Annotated in this window: 15 protein-coding genes; 10 read left to right on the top strand and 5 right to left on the bottom strand. The window is 64.3% G+C overall.

Annotated features, from left to right (window positions below; genetic code table 11):
- The first annotated feature begins 11 nt into the window (after positions 1 to 11).
- The 3 genes from M0209_RS15025 to M0209_RS15015 all read left to right on the top strand — a co-directional run bounded on the left by M0209_RS15025 (position 12) and on the right by M0209_RS15015 (position 2,481).
- Complete coding sequence (locus tag M0209_RS15025) at positions 12 to 671, top strand: hypothetical protein (RefSeq protein WP_258889090.1); 660 nt, start codon at positions 12 to 14, stop codon at positions 669 to 671.
- Positions 672 to 781: 110 nt separating this feature from the next.
- Positions 782 to 1,732 carry a hypothetical protein gene (locus M0209_RS15020; protein ID WP_258889702.1) on the top strand — a complete coding sequence of 317 codons (951 nt, stop codon included), beginning with the start codon at positions 782 to 784 and terminating at the stop codon, positions 1,730 to 1,732.
- Positions 1,729 to 2,481: a hypothetical protein gene (locus M0209_RS15015; RefSeq protein ID WP_258889089.1), complete on the top strand. Its 753-nt coding sequence runs from the start codon at positions 1,729 to 1,731 to the stop codon at positions 2,479 to 2,481. The genes M0209_RS15020 and M0209_RS15015 overlap by 4 nt, the downstream gene beginning before the upstream one ends.
- Before the next feature lie 112 nt (positions 2,482 to 2,593).
- Here M0209_RS15015 and M0209_RS15010 read toward each other — a convergent pair whose 3' ends face one another.
- A complete protein-coding gene (locus M0209_RS15010) occupies positions 2,594 to 3,025 on the bottom strand; it encodes a hypothetical protein (protein ID WP_258889088.1) in 432 nt (143 codons plus the stop codon).
- A gap of 133 nt (positions 3,026 to 3,158) precedes the next feature.
- Between M0209_RS15010 and M0209_RS15005 the strand changes: the two genes are divergently transcribed.
- Positions 3,159 to 4,148, top strand: coding sequence for an esterase-like activity of phytase family protein (locus M0209_RS15005; protein ID WP_258889087.1), 990 nt, complete (start codon positions 3,159 to 3,161; stop codon positions 4,146 to 4,148).
- On the opposite strand, the gene rpmB is transcribed toward M0209_RS15005, so the two are convergent.
- Positions 4,145 to 4,438: a 50S ribosomal protein L28 gene (rpmB, locus tag M0209_RS15000; RefSeq protein ID WP_258889086.1), complete on the bottom strand. Its 294-nt coding sequence runs from the start codon at positions 4,436 to 4,438 to the stop codon at positions 4,145 to 4,147. The genes M0209_RS15005 and rpmB overlap by 4 nt on opposite strands.
- Positions 4,439 to 4,527: 89 nt before the next feature.
- Between rpmB and M0209_RS14995 the strand changes: the two genes are divergently transcribed.
- Positions 4,528 to 4,986 carry a nucleoside deaminase gene (locus M0209_RS14995; protein WP_258889085.1) on the top strand — a complete coding sequence of 153 codons (459 nt, stop codon included), beginning with the start codon at positions 4,528 to 4,530 and terminating at the stop codon, positions 4,984 to 4,986.
- A 43-nt stretch (positions 4,987 to 5,029) separates the two neighbouring features.
- Positions 5,030 to 6,340, top strand: coding sequence for a hemolysin family protein (locus M0209_RS14990; RefSeq protein WP_258889084.1), 1,311 nt, complete (start codon positions 5,030 to 5,032; stop codon positions 6,338 to 6,340).
- Here M0209_RS14990 and M0209_RS14985 read toward each other — a convergent pair.
- The 3 genes from M0209_RS14985 to M0209_RS14975 all read right to left on the bottom strand — a co-directional run bounded on the left by M0209_RS14985 (position 6,337) and on the right by M0209_RS14975 (position 8,888).
- Positions 6,337 to 6,660, bottom strand: a complete 324-nt coding sequence (locus M0209_RS14985) for a JAB domain-containing protein (RefSeq protein ID WP_258889083.1) — start codon at positions 6,658 to 6,660, stop codon at positions 6,337 to 6,339. The two genes, M0209_RS14990 and M0209_RS14985, sit on opposite strands and share 4 nt — an antisense overlap.
- Positions 6,661 to 6,740: 80 nt before the next feature.
- Complete coding sequence (locus M0209_RS14980) at positions 6,741 to 7,763, bottom strand: inorganic phosphate transporter (protein WP_258889082.1); 1,023 nt, start codon at positions 7,761 to 7,763, stop codon at positions 6,741 to 6,743.
- A 9-nt stretch (positions 7,764 to 7,772) separates the two neighbouring features.
- Positions 7,773 to 8,888: a DUF47 family protein gene (locus M0209_RS14975; protein ID WP_258889664.1), complete on the bottom strand. Its 1,116-nt coding sequence runs from the start codon at positions 8,886 to 8,888 to the stop codon at positions 7,773 to 7,775.
- A gap of 115 nt (positions 8,889 to 9,003) precedes the next feature.
- Between M0209_RS14975 and M0209_RS14970 the strand changes: the two genes are divergently transcribed.
- Genes M0209_RS14970 through M0209_RS14955 form a run of 4 tightly spaced genes read left to right on the top strand, consistent with a single transcriptional unit; the run spans position 9,004 to position 14,800 of the window.
- A complete protein-coding gene (locus M0209_RS14970; protein WP_258889081.1) occupies positions 9,004 to 9,798 on the top strand; it encodes a thymidylate synthase in 795 nt (264 codons plus the stop codon).
- On the top strand, positions 9,795 to 10,265 hold the full coding sequence (locus tag M0209_RS14965; RefSeq protein WP_258889080.1) for a dihydrofolate reductase: 471 nt from the start codon (positions 9,795 to 9,797) through the stop codon (positions 10,263 to 10,265). The genes M0209_RS14970 and M0209_RS14965 overlap by 4 nt, the downstream gene beginning before the upstream one ends.
- A 3-nt stretch (positions 10,266 to 10,268) precedes the next feature.
- Entirely contained in the window at positions 10,269 to 11,432 is a 1,164-nt protein-coding gene (locus tag M0209_RS14960) for a dipeptidase (RefSeq protein ID WP_258889079.1), read from the top strand.
- Positions 11,433 to 11,488: 56 nt separating this feature from the next.
- Positions 11,489 to 14,800 carry a polysaccharide deacetylase family protein gene (locus M0209_RS14955; protein ID WP_258889078.1) on the top strand — a complete coding sequence of 1,104 codons (3,312 nt, stop codon included), beginning with the start codon at positions 11,489 to 11,491 and terminating at the stop codon, positions 14,798 to 14,800.
- The last annotated feature ends 22 nt before the right edge of the window (positions 14,801 to 14,822 follow it).

Raw genomic sequence — 14,822 nt, 5'->3', positions numbered from 1 at the left:
CGGCCCTCGCGTTGCTCATCATCGGCTACGTTTTGCCCGTCGCTTTTCCCAAGGTAAGCGCCGCCACCAGTCATACTCTTTTTGGAACTGCGATCCTCTTATTTGCTCTGGCTGGCTGGCTCTATTTTTCCGCCATTGTGACCAGAAAGTTCCGCCATGAGCAGACAATGGGCTTGCATGAAGTTTTGGATCGCTTGGCCTTCGAAAGTCGGTGGAGTCGCTCTGCGGTGCCCGCAGACCAAGACTGGAAGGTCAACGCGAACGACCGCGCTTCGCCGCTTGAACGGCTGCTTCGCCGCGAGGTTTGCGCTGCGGCGGCTCAAGGTCAAATCGCAGCAACTGGCCATCGCTCGATTGGCACGCGAGAGACCGACTGGACTGAATATCCCGAAGACATTCCAGCTGACCTTTGGCGCAGGCTATGGTTTCAACCCTATGGCGAAATCATGATGAAGGGGACTGATCGCGACGCCGTGATCTCGCCGTGGTGGGTGAAGGAGGCGGGTGACGGTGACGCCTCTTATCGGGCGGTTTCCTTTAACAAGGCGGCGGTGGCAAAACGCTGGCCTCACGTCCTTTTTGCCCGATGGAGAAGAAAGCGCTTACATTTTGCAGCGGACATTCTGGATCATCAGATTAAGCAGTATAAAAAGGTAAGTTACACGCCCTGATCCCGTGGACTACTGGCATCCGGTGTCACACACAACGGAGCCGGGAGGTCGCTCTTCCGGCCCCGAACCCTCGTGACGCAACTGGAGGGTAAGCGAACTTAACGGCGACCGTGGCAGTTGCCGCTCTTTTCGATGGCGCGGCCCGCCAGCGCACCGGCACCGGCACCCAGAATCAGGCCGGTCGTGCTCGGCTGGTTGCGATAACCGCCACGGCCGATTTCGCGGCCAGCAAACCTCCAGCGATAGCACCGAGGATCGTGCCGGCCGTTCTTGCCCATGCCGGTCTCGATCTCACCCTGCTGATCGACAAGGACGTCAACGCACAACAGGGCGAGCAGTTTGCCCAAGCCATCGGTGCCGAAACGGCAGCGATGGGCTGGCGACCGGACCGGGTAACGATTCGTGACACGTCTTCGCCAAGTTTTATGCTCAGCGTCCTGCGCGACCTGAAACGCGGCAGAAGCGTTCTTGTCTATATCGACGCGAACAAGGGGTTGCGCCCATCGTCGGAACGCAATGAGGAAAACCTCGCTGCCATTCCCTTTCTCGGCCACGAGCTCCTCTCGCAGCGCGGCATTGTCGCCCTCAGTGCCCGATCGGGCGCGCCGCTGCGTTCGATTTTGGCGACACGCGATGACCTCGACTGCGGACCTTATCGTTTCTCGATCGCGCCGATCGACGTTGCCGACGACAGCGAGGCTTCGGCATGTGCAAAACTCTGGCAGCCGCTCGAGGCGGCGATAAGGATCGATGTCCAGCCGTGGGAAGCTCTGAGATATGCCAACCAGTATATCAACTTCGCCCCCAGGTCGGTCGCAAAATCCCGGACCGGCGCAAGCGAAGCCAACGCGTTCAACCATTTTCGATTCAGGGTGATCGAGTTCGAGGATGACGATACCTATCTTTACGACCGCTTTGCCCGTCGGTTACGCAAGGTGAGCGGGCGTTTGGCAGCGTTGCTCAGACACGTCTCGGTTGCGGAAACCGGGCGGGGGTCGGACGAGATAGCGGCCACCCCCGAGGAGCATGCAGAGATGATTTCCATGGATTTGTTGACTTGAAGACGGTGTTCGAGCGCACCTTGGGGCGGGCACTGTTCGCGGTCGCCGTCGCGACGGCGTCGCTTTCCGGCGGCGAAGCGGGGGCCCAGGCTCCCGCGCCGGTGACGACCGATGCGGCGACCGATCCGCAGTACAGCCAGGAAATCGTCGTCCTCGGGCTTACGCCGCTCACTTTGCTGAACCCGCGGGATCTGGCCGATCTCCGGACGGCCTTTGCCAGGCTCGGCCCGGTGCTGGCACCGCGAGCGACGATACGGATGAGGATAACGTCTCCCGTGGTCGACGGTCGAAGGGCCTATACCATCGCCGAAGGCAGTGACGAGACGACCGAGTTCGAAGTGGCCGCCGACGGCAGTTTTGCGTTTCCGCCGCTTGGCGAAGACGGCAAGCACAGTTTGATCCTGTCCTCGGGGCCGCCCGCAACGGGATTGCGGATCGGCGTGATGTCGCCGGGATCGCGAACGGACGCCCGGAGAATCGGCGATCTACGTCTCGAGTGCCAGCTCTGGTGGACCCTCACGCGCCCTCGGGTCTCGCTCCTTGTCCGGGCAGCGGCGGGCAAGGTCGGACCCTGCGCCTCGAAGAAGTTCGGCTATTCTGTCGGCATCGGCAGACCGATGGGCGAGGCGGTGGTCAACGTGCCGGACGGGTCGTCGCGCAAGATGTGGTTGTCCAAAAGCCGAAGGTCGGCCTGGGCACCGCTGTGGGACCGTACGGTTCCTGACGATGCCGTCGTCATCATGCGGTAAGGGGCGCGCGTATGGCGTTCGTGCCTGTCGGTCGCAAAGCAGGACCGGGAAGCTTGCGCTCCCCGGTCCCTGACCCTCGATACGCGACCCGAGGGATTTACGTGCGCAGCGTTTAGCGGCGGTAGCCGTTGTTGCAGTTCGAGCTTTTTTCGATGGCGCGGCCTGCCAGCGCACCGGCACCGGCACCCAGGATCAGGCCGGTCGTGCTCGGCTGGTTCCGGTACCCGCCGCGTCCGATCTCACGGCCGAGCAGACCGCCGGCGATCGCGCCGAGAATCGTGCCGGTCGTGCCCGAATTGCTGCGGCAGCGCTGATAGTCGCGGCTGTAGCTTCGGTTGTCGTAACGCCGATCGTCGTAGCGGCTGTCATAACCGCGATTGTCGTAACTCCGGTTGTCGTAGCCGTTGCCGCGGTAATAGTCGCCGGGACGATAGGTATCGTTGCGGGCACCGTAATCGTAACCGCGTTGCGCCATCGCGGGGGTGGCAGCGAAGCCGACGGCGGCGACGCTGGCCAGCACGGCAGTGTGGATCATCTTTTTCATCGTCGGTCTCCTCTGACTGTGAAACCGGTCTAGGCGAGTCGCCGTGGCGCAAGGCTGAACGGGCGTGTTAGGCGTCGTTCAGCTTTGCGCGCCCCCCTTTCGTGTCGGCTTTGAGACACTATGAGGTGGTGCGATGCGGCGCTTCCGGACCTCGATCGTGTTCCTGCCGCTGCTCGTCATCGGCGGCGCACGCAGTTCGTCGCTGTCGCCGGTGGTGCACGAAGACGTCACCATCGTCTCGACGCCGGTTACGCTGCAGCCCGACGACCCGGCGCGAACGCGGGCGGGACAGCTGACACTGCTCGCCGGGTGGAAGCTGACCAGCCGGTCGCACCAGTTCGGGAGCTGGTCGGCGCTGTCCATCGATGGCGACCGCATTACCGCCATCGGCGACTATGGCTCGGTGCTCCGCTTTCGGCTGACGTCGTTCGGGCGTGCGGTTGAGGCGCGCATCGATCCGTTGCCCGGCGGCTGCGGACGGCAGGACGACAAGCGGCAGCGCGACAGCGAATCGCTTTCCCGCGACCGCAGCGGCTGGTGGATCGGCTATGAAGTCGATAACCGGCTGTGCAAGGTCACGCCCGATTTCACGCGGACGCTCAGTTTGGTCCGGCCCCCGGCGATGGCCAAATGGAATCGCGTGAACGGAGCCGAGGCAATGGTCCGGCTGAACGACGGTCGCTTGCTGGTGTTTGCGGAGGATGCTCCCAAAGGTATGGCGCTGCGTCCGTTACTCGTGTTCAGCGGCGACCCCGACAGTCCGGCAACGCCGGTTGTCGCGCGATCCTATATCCCGCCGGCGGGCTATAGCCCGACCGATGCCGCACAACTGCCCGACGGGCGTGTGCTGGTGCTCAACCGGCGTTTCGGGATTGCCGAACGGTTCACGTCGGTCCTGACGGTGTTCGATCCGGCGGTGCTCGACAGCGCCGCGCCGGTGGCAAGTACGCCGGTCGCGGTACTGGCCCCGCCGACGCTACACGACAATTTCGAAGGGCTGGCGGTCACCGTCGAAGACGGTCGCCCCATTGTCTGGATGATTTCGGACGACAATTTCATGAGCTGGCAGGGAACCTACCTGCTCAAATTTGCCCTCGATCCGCCGCGCGCCGTAACGCCTTAAGCGGCGACCGGCACGCTCGCCTTGGCGATCTTGCGCTTCAGGCGCTGGACCTTGAGGCTCAGCTTGTCGTCGCTCGTCTTGGCCAGCCAGTTATCGAGGCCGCCGACATGCTCGACGCTGCGCAGGCCGCTCGTCGAGACGCGCAGCTTGACGCCTTCGCCCAGCGTATCCGACAGCAGCGTGACGTTCTGCAAATTGGGCAGGAAGGTCCGCTTGGTCTTGTTGTTGGCGTGGCTCACATTGTGTCCCACCTGGCGACCCTTGCCGGTCAGTTCGCAAACGCGTGCCATCGCTCGTAATCCTGAAATTCGTGGTTGCTCTGAAAGGCGGCGCGCATATCGGCAAAGGGTTGCCGCGTCAACCGCGCACCCTCTAAGCGATGGCAATGACCTTCCCGCTTCCCGACCCGATGCGCCGTGCATTGGACCTGGCCGCCGAGGCGGCGCGCGACGGCGAAGTACCGGTGGGGGCCGTCGTGACGTGCGGCGGCAAGATTATCGGCGAAGGCGTCAACCGCACCCGTCGCGACCTCGACCCGAGCGCCCATGCCGAAATCGTGGCGATTCGCCGCGCCTGTGCGGCGCTGGAAACCGACCGGCTGACGGGGTGCGAGCTGTGGGTCACGCTCGAACCCTGCGCGATGTGTGCCGGGGCCATTGCCCATGCCCGGATGGACCGGCTGGTCTATGCCGCGCCCGATCCCAAGGGCGGCGGCGTCGATCATGGCGCGCGGGTATTCGCGCAGCCGACCTGCCACCACCGCCCGCAAGTACTGGGCGGGGTCGGCGAATCGGCGGCGGCAGCATTGCTCAGAGATTTCTTCGCCGCGCGTCGATAAGGTTGCCCCCTGCCCGCAAAACCGGCATTGCTGGGTGCACATCATGTCAGCGCCCGCGCTCTCGCCCTATCCCTGGACCGATGTTGCCATCATCGTTGCGCTGATCGCGCTCAACGGCGTGTTCGCGATGTCCGAACTCGCCGTGGTCTCGGCGCGCAAGCCGCGGCTCGAGGCTATGGCGCGCAGGGGTGCCGGTGGAGCCCGTGTCGCGCTCGATCTGGCGGCAGACCCCGGCAAGCTGCTGTCGACCGCACAGATCGGGATTACCCTGATCGGCATATTGGCGGGCGCCTATTCGGGCGCGAGTCTCGGTGGGCCGACCGGCGAGCGGCTCGAACGATTCGGGATCGCCCATGAAACCGCCGCGACGCTGGGCTTCGGTCTTGTCATCGTCATCACGACATTCGTTTCGCTGATCGTCGGTGAGCTTGTGCCCAAGCAATTCGCACTGCGGTCGCCCGAGCCGATTGCCGCGTTCGTCGCGCGGCCGATGTTGTGGCTGTCGAAAGCGACCGCGCCGCTCGTCTGGCTGCTCGATTCGACCAGCGCGCTCGTCTTCCGCCTGCTCGGCCTAAACCGCGAATCCGAGGATCATGTCACGGCCGAGGAACTGCACCTGATCGTTGCCGAGGCGTCGAAATCGGGCGTGATCGAGGAAAGCGAGCGCGCGATCATTTCTGGTGTCGTCCGCCTTGCCGACCGGCCGGTGCGCGAAGTGATGACGCCACGCACCGAAATCGACTGGATCGATGTCGATGCCGACCGCGCCGCACTGATGGCGATCCTTGCCGAACTGCCGCACAGCCGCGTGCCCGTGGCCGAAGGGTCGGTCGACAAGGTCGTCGGCATCGTCCAGGCGCGCGACATCGTCCGCGCGTTGATCGCCGGACACGATATCGACTTGCGTGCGCTGATGCGCCAGGCTCCCATTGTTCCCGATCAGGTCGACGCCATGGACACGCTGGAGGCGCTGCGCCGCGCCGATGTGCCGATGGCGCTGGTCCATGACGAATACGGGCATCTCGAGGGGATCGTGACGCCCGCCGACCTGTTGTCGTCGATCGCGGGCGATTTCGTGTCGGATCAGGACGAGGGCGACGATCCCCCGGTCGTCGAGCGCGAGGACGGCAGTCTGCTCGTCTCGGGCTGGTGGGCGGCCGACTTGCTTGCCGAACGCATCGGACTGACCCTGCCCGAGGACCGCGATTATGCGACGGTGGCGGGGCTGGCGCTGGCCGAACTCAAACGTCTGCCCGGTACCGGCGATCATTTCGAATTCGACGGGCACCGCTTCGAAATCGTCGATATGGACGGGCGCAAGATCGACAAACTGCTGGTTGCCGAACTTGGCTAGATCAGTCCTGCCGCGCGGAAACTGAAGTATTTGCCCGCGCCGGTGACGATATGGTCGTGGACTCTGATATCCAGTGCCGATGTCACGCGGATCAAAAGGTTCGTTGCGGCAATATCCGCCCGACTCGGCTGCGGATCGCCGCCGGGATGATTGTGCGACAGCACCAGCGCAGACGTATCGAAGGCAAGCGCATCGCGGATGATGCGGCGGATCGGTAGCGAGACCCGTCCGGGATCGTCGTCGCTATGCTCGGTAACGCCGACGACATCGCCTGCGGCATCGAAGTGAAGGACACGAAGAATTTCAGCGGCAAGGGTCATTGTATAAAAATTGATTCGCCATGACATACTTTGGCAAGACGAATTCGAACCGAATTAGTTTCGATTTGGATGTATCGTGGCTAAAAAAGACGTGTAAGCATGTAGAACGCCGCTCCGACCAGCGCCGACGCAGGGACGGTCAGCACCCACGCAACCAGCAAATTGCCCGCGATGCCCCAGCGCACCGCCGACGCCCGCCGTGCCGCGCCGACGCCGATCACACAACCGGTGATCGTGTGCGTCGTCGAGACGGGAATGCCGAGCGCCGAGGCCGCGAACAGCATGATCGAGCCGCCGAGCGACGCGCTGAATCCCTGATGATGCGACAATTTGGTAATGCGCGTGCCCATCGTCTGGATGATCTTCCATCCGCCCGACAGCGTGCCGAGGCCGATGGCGACATAGCAGCTGATCGCCACCCAGTGCGGCACATGGAATTCGCCGTTCAGATAGCCGGTCGAATAAAGCAGGACCGTAATGATCCCCATCGTCTTCTGCGCGTCGTTCAGGCCGTGACCGATCGAGTAGGTCGCCGACGAGATCAGGTGCAACGCCTTGAAACTGCGCTCGGCGGGCCGCGCGCCCGCACCGGTGCCTTTTGCCATCCACGACGTGACCAGCATGATGAGCATCGACAGGATCATGCCGATGGTCGGCGACAGGAAGATCGCGATGGCGGTCTTATTCAGTCCGCCCCAGACGATCCCTTCCATGCCCGCATGGGCGACACCTGCACCGACGAGACCGCCGACCAGCGCATGGCTCGACGAGGACGGAATGCCCTTCAGCCAGGTCACGACGTTCCAGAACATCGCCCCGACCAGCGCACCGAACACCACCGAGGGCGTCACGACATCCTTGTCGATGATTCCCTTGCCGATCGTCTCCGCCACCTTATGCAGCGCCGGAAAGGCGACCGACAGGAAATAGGCGGCGAAATTGAAAAAGGCGGCAAAGATCACCGCGTTGAGCGGCGACAGCAGCCGCGTCGAAACCACCGTGGCAATCGAATTGGCCGCATCGTGCAGCCCGTTGAGGAAATCGAACGCGAGCGCGAGCGCGATCAGCGCGACCAGCAGCGGCAAGGCGAGAGTGGGTTCCACGCGCCGGTCTCAGCTGTGGTCGATGACGAGACCGTCGATCTCGTTGGCGACATCCTCGAACCTGTCGACCACGCGCTCGAGGTTGCTGTAGATTTCGCGAAAAACGATGAAGCGCAACGTATTGGTTTCGCCATGCGCCTTGAACAGCGCGCGCAGGCCGGCGTCGTGGATATGGTCGGCCTGTCCCTCCAGCTTGACCAGCCGCTCGGTCAATTCATGCAGGCGCACCGCATTGCCGGTGATGTTACGGAGCAGCGGCAGGGCCTCGGCCAATATGCGCGCCGCATCGACAATGATCGCGGCGACGTCCTTCATCTCCTGGTCGAATTCGGTGACCTCGTAGAGCGAGATTGTCGCCGCCGTCTTGTTCATCTGGTCGATGGCATCGTCCATCGATCCGATCAGGTCGGTAATCGCACCACGGTCGAACGGGGTCAGGAACGTCCGGCGGACGGTCTGGAGTACTTCGCGGATGATGTCGTCGGCGTCGTGTTCGCGCTCCTCGATCTCCTTGATGTGCTCGGCCATGTTCGGCCCGCCCTGCAACAGCCGCGACAGCGCGTCGGCGCCCGCGACCAAGGTCAGCGCATGCGCTTCGAACAGGTCGAAGAAATTGCCCTGCTGCGGCAACAGCCGCTGAAACCACCCGAACATGCCCCCTGCCCCCTTCAAGATTTTAACTGCCGGCCCGCGCCGCAATGCCGCTTCTGCCTCGCTTGCGCGGAACAGCCGGATGAGCGCGCCGAGATCGGCTTCATCCACCGCTTCGGCCGCTTCGGCCAACGTGAACCAGCGGCGTTCGCGTTGCCCCTGCTCCTCCCATTCGTCCATCTCGTGCGTGACGAGAATGGGGAACACATCGACGTCGATCATCAGCGACGCGCCCGACTTGCGGGTCTTGCGATAGCGGTACGCCCCCAGCGGCGTCGGGCAGGCGAGACCCTGCACCCCGGCTTCTTCCTCCGCTTCATGGGCGGCGGCGGCGTGCGGGGACAGGCCGGGGATCAAATTGCCTTTCGGCAGCACCCAGCGTTTGGTCTCGCGCGATGTGACAAGCATGATGCCGACCGGCGCATCGATGGCAGTGCCTTGGGTCCGGTAGGGAAGGGCAGCAATCTGGCGGATGGCGACGGTCCGGTTTATGACATTAATGTGACAAGTCTGTGGCCGAGCGGGACGGCCAATGCAACACGGCAATGCGGCCCTTGGCGGCGCGCGGAGGGCAGGGCATAGCGTTGCCATGCACGCCTATCACGACCTTCTCCGCCGCATCCTCGACACCGGCGTTCGCCAGGACGACCGCACCGGCGTGGGCACGCTGAGCGTGTTCGGGCACCAGATGCGATTCGACCTGAGCGCCGGATTTCCGCTGGTCACGACCAAGAAGCTGCACGTCCGGTCGATCTTTATCGAGCTGCTGTGGTTCCTGCGCGGCGAGACCAACAACAACTGGCTCAAGGACCGCAAGGTCGGCATTTGGGACGAATGGGCGCGCGAGGACGGCGAGCTCGGCCCGATCTACGGCAAGCAATGGCGCGACTGGGAAAGCGCCGACGGGCGGCATATCGACCAGATCAAGCTGCTGATCGACCAGATCCGGGGCACGCCCGCCAGCCGCCGTCAGATCGTCAGCGCGTGGAACCCAGGCGAGCTCGACCGCATGGCGCTCGCGCCGTGCCACTGTCTGTTCCAGACCCATGTCGCGAACGGCAAATTGTCGCTGCAACTCTACCAGCGCTCGGCGGACGTATTTCTGGGCGTCCCGTTCAACATCGCCAGCTACGCGCTGCTGACGCATCTGCTCGCCGATCAATGCGGGCTGGCGGTCGGCGAGTTCGTCTGGACCGGCGGCGATTGCCACCTGTATTCGAACCATCTGGACCAGGCGCGGTTGCAACTGACCCGCGAACCCTATCCGTTGCCGAAACTGGTGCTGAAACGCCGCGCCGACAGCATCGACGGCTACGAGTATGAGGATTTTGCCGTCGAGGGCTATGAGGCGCACCCGCATATCAAGGGCGAGGTGGCGGTTTGATTACCCTCATCGTCGCGCGCGCCGAAAACGGCGTGATCGGGCGCGACGGGAAACTGCCGTGGCATCTGCCGGCCGATCTGAAGCGGTTCAAGGCGCTGACGATGGGCAAGCCGATGATCATGGGCCGCAAAACCTTCGAGAGCCTGCCGGGCCTGCTTCCGGGGCGGCGACATATCGTGCTGACGCGGGGGGGCTGGTCGGCGCACGGCGCGGAGGTTGCTCATGATGTCGAATATGCGCTCGAACTGGCTGGACCGGATGCATCCGTCATTGGAGGGGCCGAAATATTTGAACTATTTGCAGATCGAGCGGACAGGCTGGAATGCACTGTAATCTGGCAAAAATTCGAGGGCGATGCGTTCTTTTCTCCAGATCAGGCCGATTGGGTCGAGGTCGCAAAAGAGTTTCATCCAGCGTCGGCCGGTAGCCCCGCCTTCACGTTTTTCACTATGGCCAAGCGGAGCTAAGAAATGCAGCGCCTACTCAGCTGGTTGACCCTTGTACTGGGCCTTGCCGCCTTCGTCTTTTTCGGCCTCCTCCCGCCGCTCGCCGAAAGCCGTATGAACCGCGTCACGGGACCGCAGCCACCGCAGGTTTCCGCCCGCGCAGCCGCGCTCCACCAGACGCTCCAGATCGCCGACATGCATGCCGACACCTTGATGTGGCGGCGCGATTTGCTCGCGCGCGGAAACCGCGGGCAGGTCGATTTGCCGCGCCTGACTCAGGGCCATGTCGCGCTGCAAATCCTGTCATCGGTGTCGAAAACGCCCAAGGGACAGAATTACGACGCGAACGGTGCCGATACCGACAATATCACGTTGCTCGCCATCGCGCAGGGGCAGCCGGTGCGGACATGGACCTCGCTGGTCGAACGATCGCTGTGGCATGCGACCAAGCTCGACCGGTTTGCCGCGCGGTCGGACGGGAGCCTCCGCGCAGTTCGTACGAAAAGTGACCTCGCCACTCTGCTTGCCGACCGTGCCGCCGGGGTGTCGGTGACGGGAGCGATGCTCTCGGTCGAAGGGTTGCAGGACATCGAAGGCAAGCGCGCCAATCTCGACCGGCTCTATGACGCGGGGTTCCGCATGGCGGGGCTGACGCATTTCTTCGACAATGAGGTCGCGGGATCGATGCACGGGCTGAAGAAGGGCGGCCTCACCCCGTTCGGCATCGAAATTGTCCGCGCCATGGAGGCCAAGGGGATGGTCGTCGACATCGCGCATTGCAGCCATATCTGCGTGGCCGAAGTGCTGAAGATGGCGAAACGTCCCGTCGTCTCCTCGCACGGCGGGGTGCAGGCGACCTGCAAGGTCAACCGCAACCTGACCGACGACGAAATCCGCGGCGTGGCGCGGACCGGCGGGGTGGTCGGCATCGGTTACTGGGACGCGGCCGTGTGCGACACCTCGCCTGCCGGGATCGTCCGCGCCATCGCGCATGTCCGCGACCTCGTCGGCATCGATCATGTCGGCCTCGGCAGCGATTACGACGGGGCGATTGCCGCGCGGTTCGACACCTCGCGGCTCGATGCGATCACGCAAGGCCTGATCGACGCCGGGTTCAGCGACGCCGACATTGCCAAGGTCATGGGCGGCAATGTGCTGCGCGTGCTGGGCCAGGTGCTGCCCGATTGATCTGCACCCGTTCCATTCATCGGGCGTAAATCTGCTCCGGCGCTTGGGCGCAGGTCATGGACCGGCCGATCTTCTTCGATGCGAGCGGCAAGCGTAGCCGCTGGTCGAAGCGCGTTGTCGCCACGTTGCTCGTCCTGATCGTTTCGGCGACCCTCGGTTTCGCCTGGACGGTCGCGTCGGTCCCTGCCGACCGGGCGATCTACCCGGTCGGCGAGCGCATCCAGGCACGGCCGCTGACCGAGCAGGTCGCGCATTTGCGCCACCGCATCGGCAGCTGGCTGCCGCCGACCCGCACCGGTGTCGCCAAGCCCGTTTCTGCCGGGTTCTACGTGCCCTGGGATCCCGACAGCCGCGTATCGCTGGCGCGCAATATCGATGCGCTCGACTGGGTCGTTCCGTCGGTGGCGAGCTATACCGACGGCGGGCAAACGCGCGCCTACACCCCCGACGCCGCCTTTCACCGCATTATCGACCGCACCGCGCGCAAGCCGCGCGTGCTGCCGATGATCCAGAACGCTGCAGGCGACAAATGGGATGGCGCGGGGATCGAGGCAGTCATGCGCGATCCCGCACGGCGCAAGGCGCTGCTCGACTGGAGCGAGCGGGTCGTGACCCTCGAAAAGGGCAGTGGCGCGGTGTTCGATTTCGAGGAGCTGCCGCACGGCGCGCTCGCCCCCTATCGCCAGTTCCTGCGCGAGGCGAAGGCGCGTTTTGCACCCAAGGGCTGGCTGGTCACGCTGGCGGTGCCGCTCGACGACGATGACTGGGATTTGCGCACGTTCGCCGAGGTGTCCGACCGGCTGTTCCTGATGGATTACGACGAACATTCGTCGACCGGCGATGCCGGACCCATCGCGTCGCAGGACTGGTTCGTTGCCAATCTGAAACGGGCGCTCGCCCAAGTGCCGCAGGACAAAGCCATCGTCGCGGTCGGCAGCTATGCCTATGACTGGGCGCACGGCGGCGCATCGGACCTGACGGCAGAAGAAGCATGGCTCGCCGCGCATGACAGCGGCGCGACGGTGCGTTTCGATCCCGCGAGCGGCAATTCGGGTTTTTCCTACGAAAATGCGGGACAGGTCCACACTGTCTGGATGCTCGATGCCGCCAGTGCGTGGAACCAGCTGCGCGCCGCCAAGGCGCAAGGGGTGGCGGGCTATGCGCTGTGGCGGCTGGGCAGCGAGGATCCCGGCTATTGGGCGGCGATCCGCGCGCTCCCGACCGGCGGCAAACCCGACCTGTCGCGGATTACTCCGATCGGCAATGTCGATGTCGAGGGCAGCGGCGAGTTGCTGCGGATCGAAGACACGCCGGTCGAGGGGACGCGGACGGTTGCCTTCGATGCGGCGGGGCTGATCCGCGATCAGCAGTTCGCGCGCCTCCCCACCCCCTATGCGGTGCGGCGCGGCGGCGACCGTCCGGGCATGGTCGCGCTGACCTTCGACGACGGACCCGATCCGACTTGGACACCGCAAATCCTGAACGTCCTCGAAGCGAAAAAGGCGCCCGCGACCTTTTTCGTCATCGGCGAGAATGCACTGTCGCAACCCGGGCTGCTCAACCGCATCGTCGCGGGCGGCAGCGAGATCGGCAACCACAGCTATACCCACCCGAACATGGCCGAAGTCTCCGACCGGGGCATCGAACTCGAACTCAACGCGACCCAGCGGCTGGTCGAGGCGTACACAGGCAAGTCTATGCGGCTGTTCCGCGCGCCCTATTTCGGCGACGCCGAACCCACCACAAGCGACGAGCTGCGCCCCGCATGGGTCGCGCAGCAACGCGGCTATCTGAATGTCGGGCTCCACGCCGACCCCAATGACTGGCAGCGCCCCGGCGTACTGGCAATTGTCGAGCAGTCGCTGAAGCAGGTCGAGAACAGTACGCCCGACGGATCGGCGCGGATTGTGTTGCTCCACGATGGCGGTGGCGACCGGTCGCAGACGGTGGCGGCGCTCCCGCAGATCATCGATGGCCTGCGCGCCAAGGGCTACACGCTGGTGCCGATCTCGACGCTTGCGGGCCTGCCCCCGGCTGCAGTGATGCCGCCGGTGACCGGCTGGCAATTGACGCAGGTGCGCGCCGATATCGGCGTGTTCCTGGTCGTCGCGGGCCTATTGTGGACGATCAAATGGCTGTTCTTCGTGGCAATCGCGCTCGGCATCGCGCGTGCGGTGCTGATGGCGGCCTTGGCGGTACGGGCGTGGTACCGGGGCGACCGTGCGGACGCGCCACCCATCGACCCGGCCCGCTTCGTGTCGGTCCTGATCCCCGCGTTCAACGAGGAACGCGTGATTGTCGATTCGGTGCGCCGTGTGCTGGCGAGCGAGCAGGTCGCGCTCGAAATCCTGGTTATCGACGATGGGTCGAGCGATGCAACCAGCGCGGTGGTGCGCGAGGCGTTTGCCGGTGAACCGCGCGTCCGCCTGCTCACGCTCGAAAACGGCGGCAAGGCCAAGGCGCTGAATCGCGGGCTGACGCTCATCACCGGCGATATCGTCATTGCGCTCGACGCCGATACGCGGTTCGAGCCGCTGACGGTGGCGCATCTCGCACGCTGGTTCGCCGATCCGGCAATCGGTGCCGTCGCGGGCAATGCCAAGGTCGGCAACCGGTTCAACCTCGTCACTCGCTGGCAGTCGGTGGAATATGTGACCGCGCAGAATCTTGAACGCCGCGCGCTGACGCAGTTCGACGCGATCACCGTGGTTCCGGGCGCGGTCGGCGCGTGGCGGCGCGCGGCGCTCGATGCGGTCGGCGGCTATCCGGTCGACACCCTTGCCGAGGACCAGGACCTGACCATCGCGATCCAGCGGCAGGGCTGGCGGATCGGGTACGATGTCGAAGCGGTGGCATGGACCGAAGCGCCCGAAAGCTTCCGCGCGCTCGCCAAGCAGCGCTTCCGCTGGTCGTACGGCACCTTGCAATGCCTGTGGAAGCATCGCAGCATCCTGAAAAGCCGCAAGCCGATGGGCCTTGCGCTCGTCGGCATTCCGCAAGCGTGGCTGTTCCAGATCGTCTTTGCCGTTATTTCGCCGATCATCGATTTCGCCCTGCTGGTCAGCATCGTCGGCACGGTGTTGCGCGTCGAACAGCATGGCTGGGCCCAGACGCAAAGCGATGTGCTGATTATGGCGCTGTACTGGATCATGTTCACCGGCATCGACATCGCCTGCGGCGCGGTCGCCTATTGGCTCGACCCGCGCGAGCGCCGTTACCCCGCGCATCTGCTCGTCGCACAGCGATTTATCTATCGCCAGCTCATGTACGGCGTGGTGCTGAAGGCCGTCGGCGCGGCGCTGCGGGGCCCGAGCGTCGGCTGGGGAAAACTCGAACGCAGCGGACGTGTGGCCAATACGGCACAGTGAAGGGTTGCCAACTGCAACACCC

This window comes from Sphingomonas sp. SUN039, from assembly GCF_024758725.1.
Classification (GTDB): Bacteria; Pseudomonadota; Alphaproteobacteria; order Sphingomonadales; family Sphingomonadaceae; genus Sphingomonas_O.
This window is presented reverse-complemented; position numbering and strand designations above follow the sequence as displayed.

Bases quoted from the DNA above. Each gene is read 5' to 3' on its own strand.
- M0209_RS15010 (WP_258889088.1), bottom strand. From the start codon at position 3,025: ATGAAAAAGATGATCCACACTGCCGTGCTGGCCAGCGTCGCCGCCGTC.
- M0209_RS15005 (WP_258889087.1), top strand. From the start codon at position 3,159: ATGCGGCGCTTCCGGACCTCGATCGTGTTCCTGCCGCTGCTCGTCATC.
- rpmB (WP_258889086.1), bottom strand. From the start codon at position 4,438: ATGGCACGCGTTTGCGAACTGACCGGCAAGGGTCGCCAGGTGGGACAC.
- M0209_RS14995 (WP_258889085.1), top strand. From the start codon at position 4,528: ATGGCAATGACCTTCCCGCTTCCCGACCCGATGCGCCGTGCATTGGAC.
- M0209_RS14990 (WP_258889084.1), top strand. From the start codon at position 5,030: ATGTCAGCGCCCGCGCTCTCGCCCTATCCCTGGACCGATGTTGCCATC.
- M0209_RS14985 (WP_258889083.1), bottom strand. From the start codon at position 6,660: ATGACCCTTGCCGCTGAAATTCTTCGTGTCCTTCACTTCGATGCCGCA.
- M0209_RS14970 (WP_258889081.1), top strand. From the start codon at position 9,004: ATGCACGCCTATCACGACCTTCTCCGCCGCATCCTCGACACCGGCGTT.
- M0209_RS14960 (WP_258889079.1), top strand. From the start codon at position 10,269: ATGCAGCGCCTACTCAGCTGGTTGACCCTTGTACTGGGCCTTGCCGCC.
- M0209_RS14955 (WP_258889078.1), top strand. From the start codon at position 11,489: ATGGACCGGCCGATCTTCTTCGATGCGAGCGGCAAGCGTAGCCGCTGG.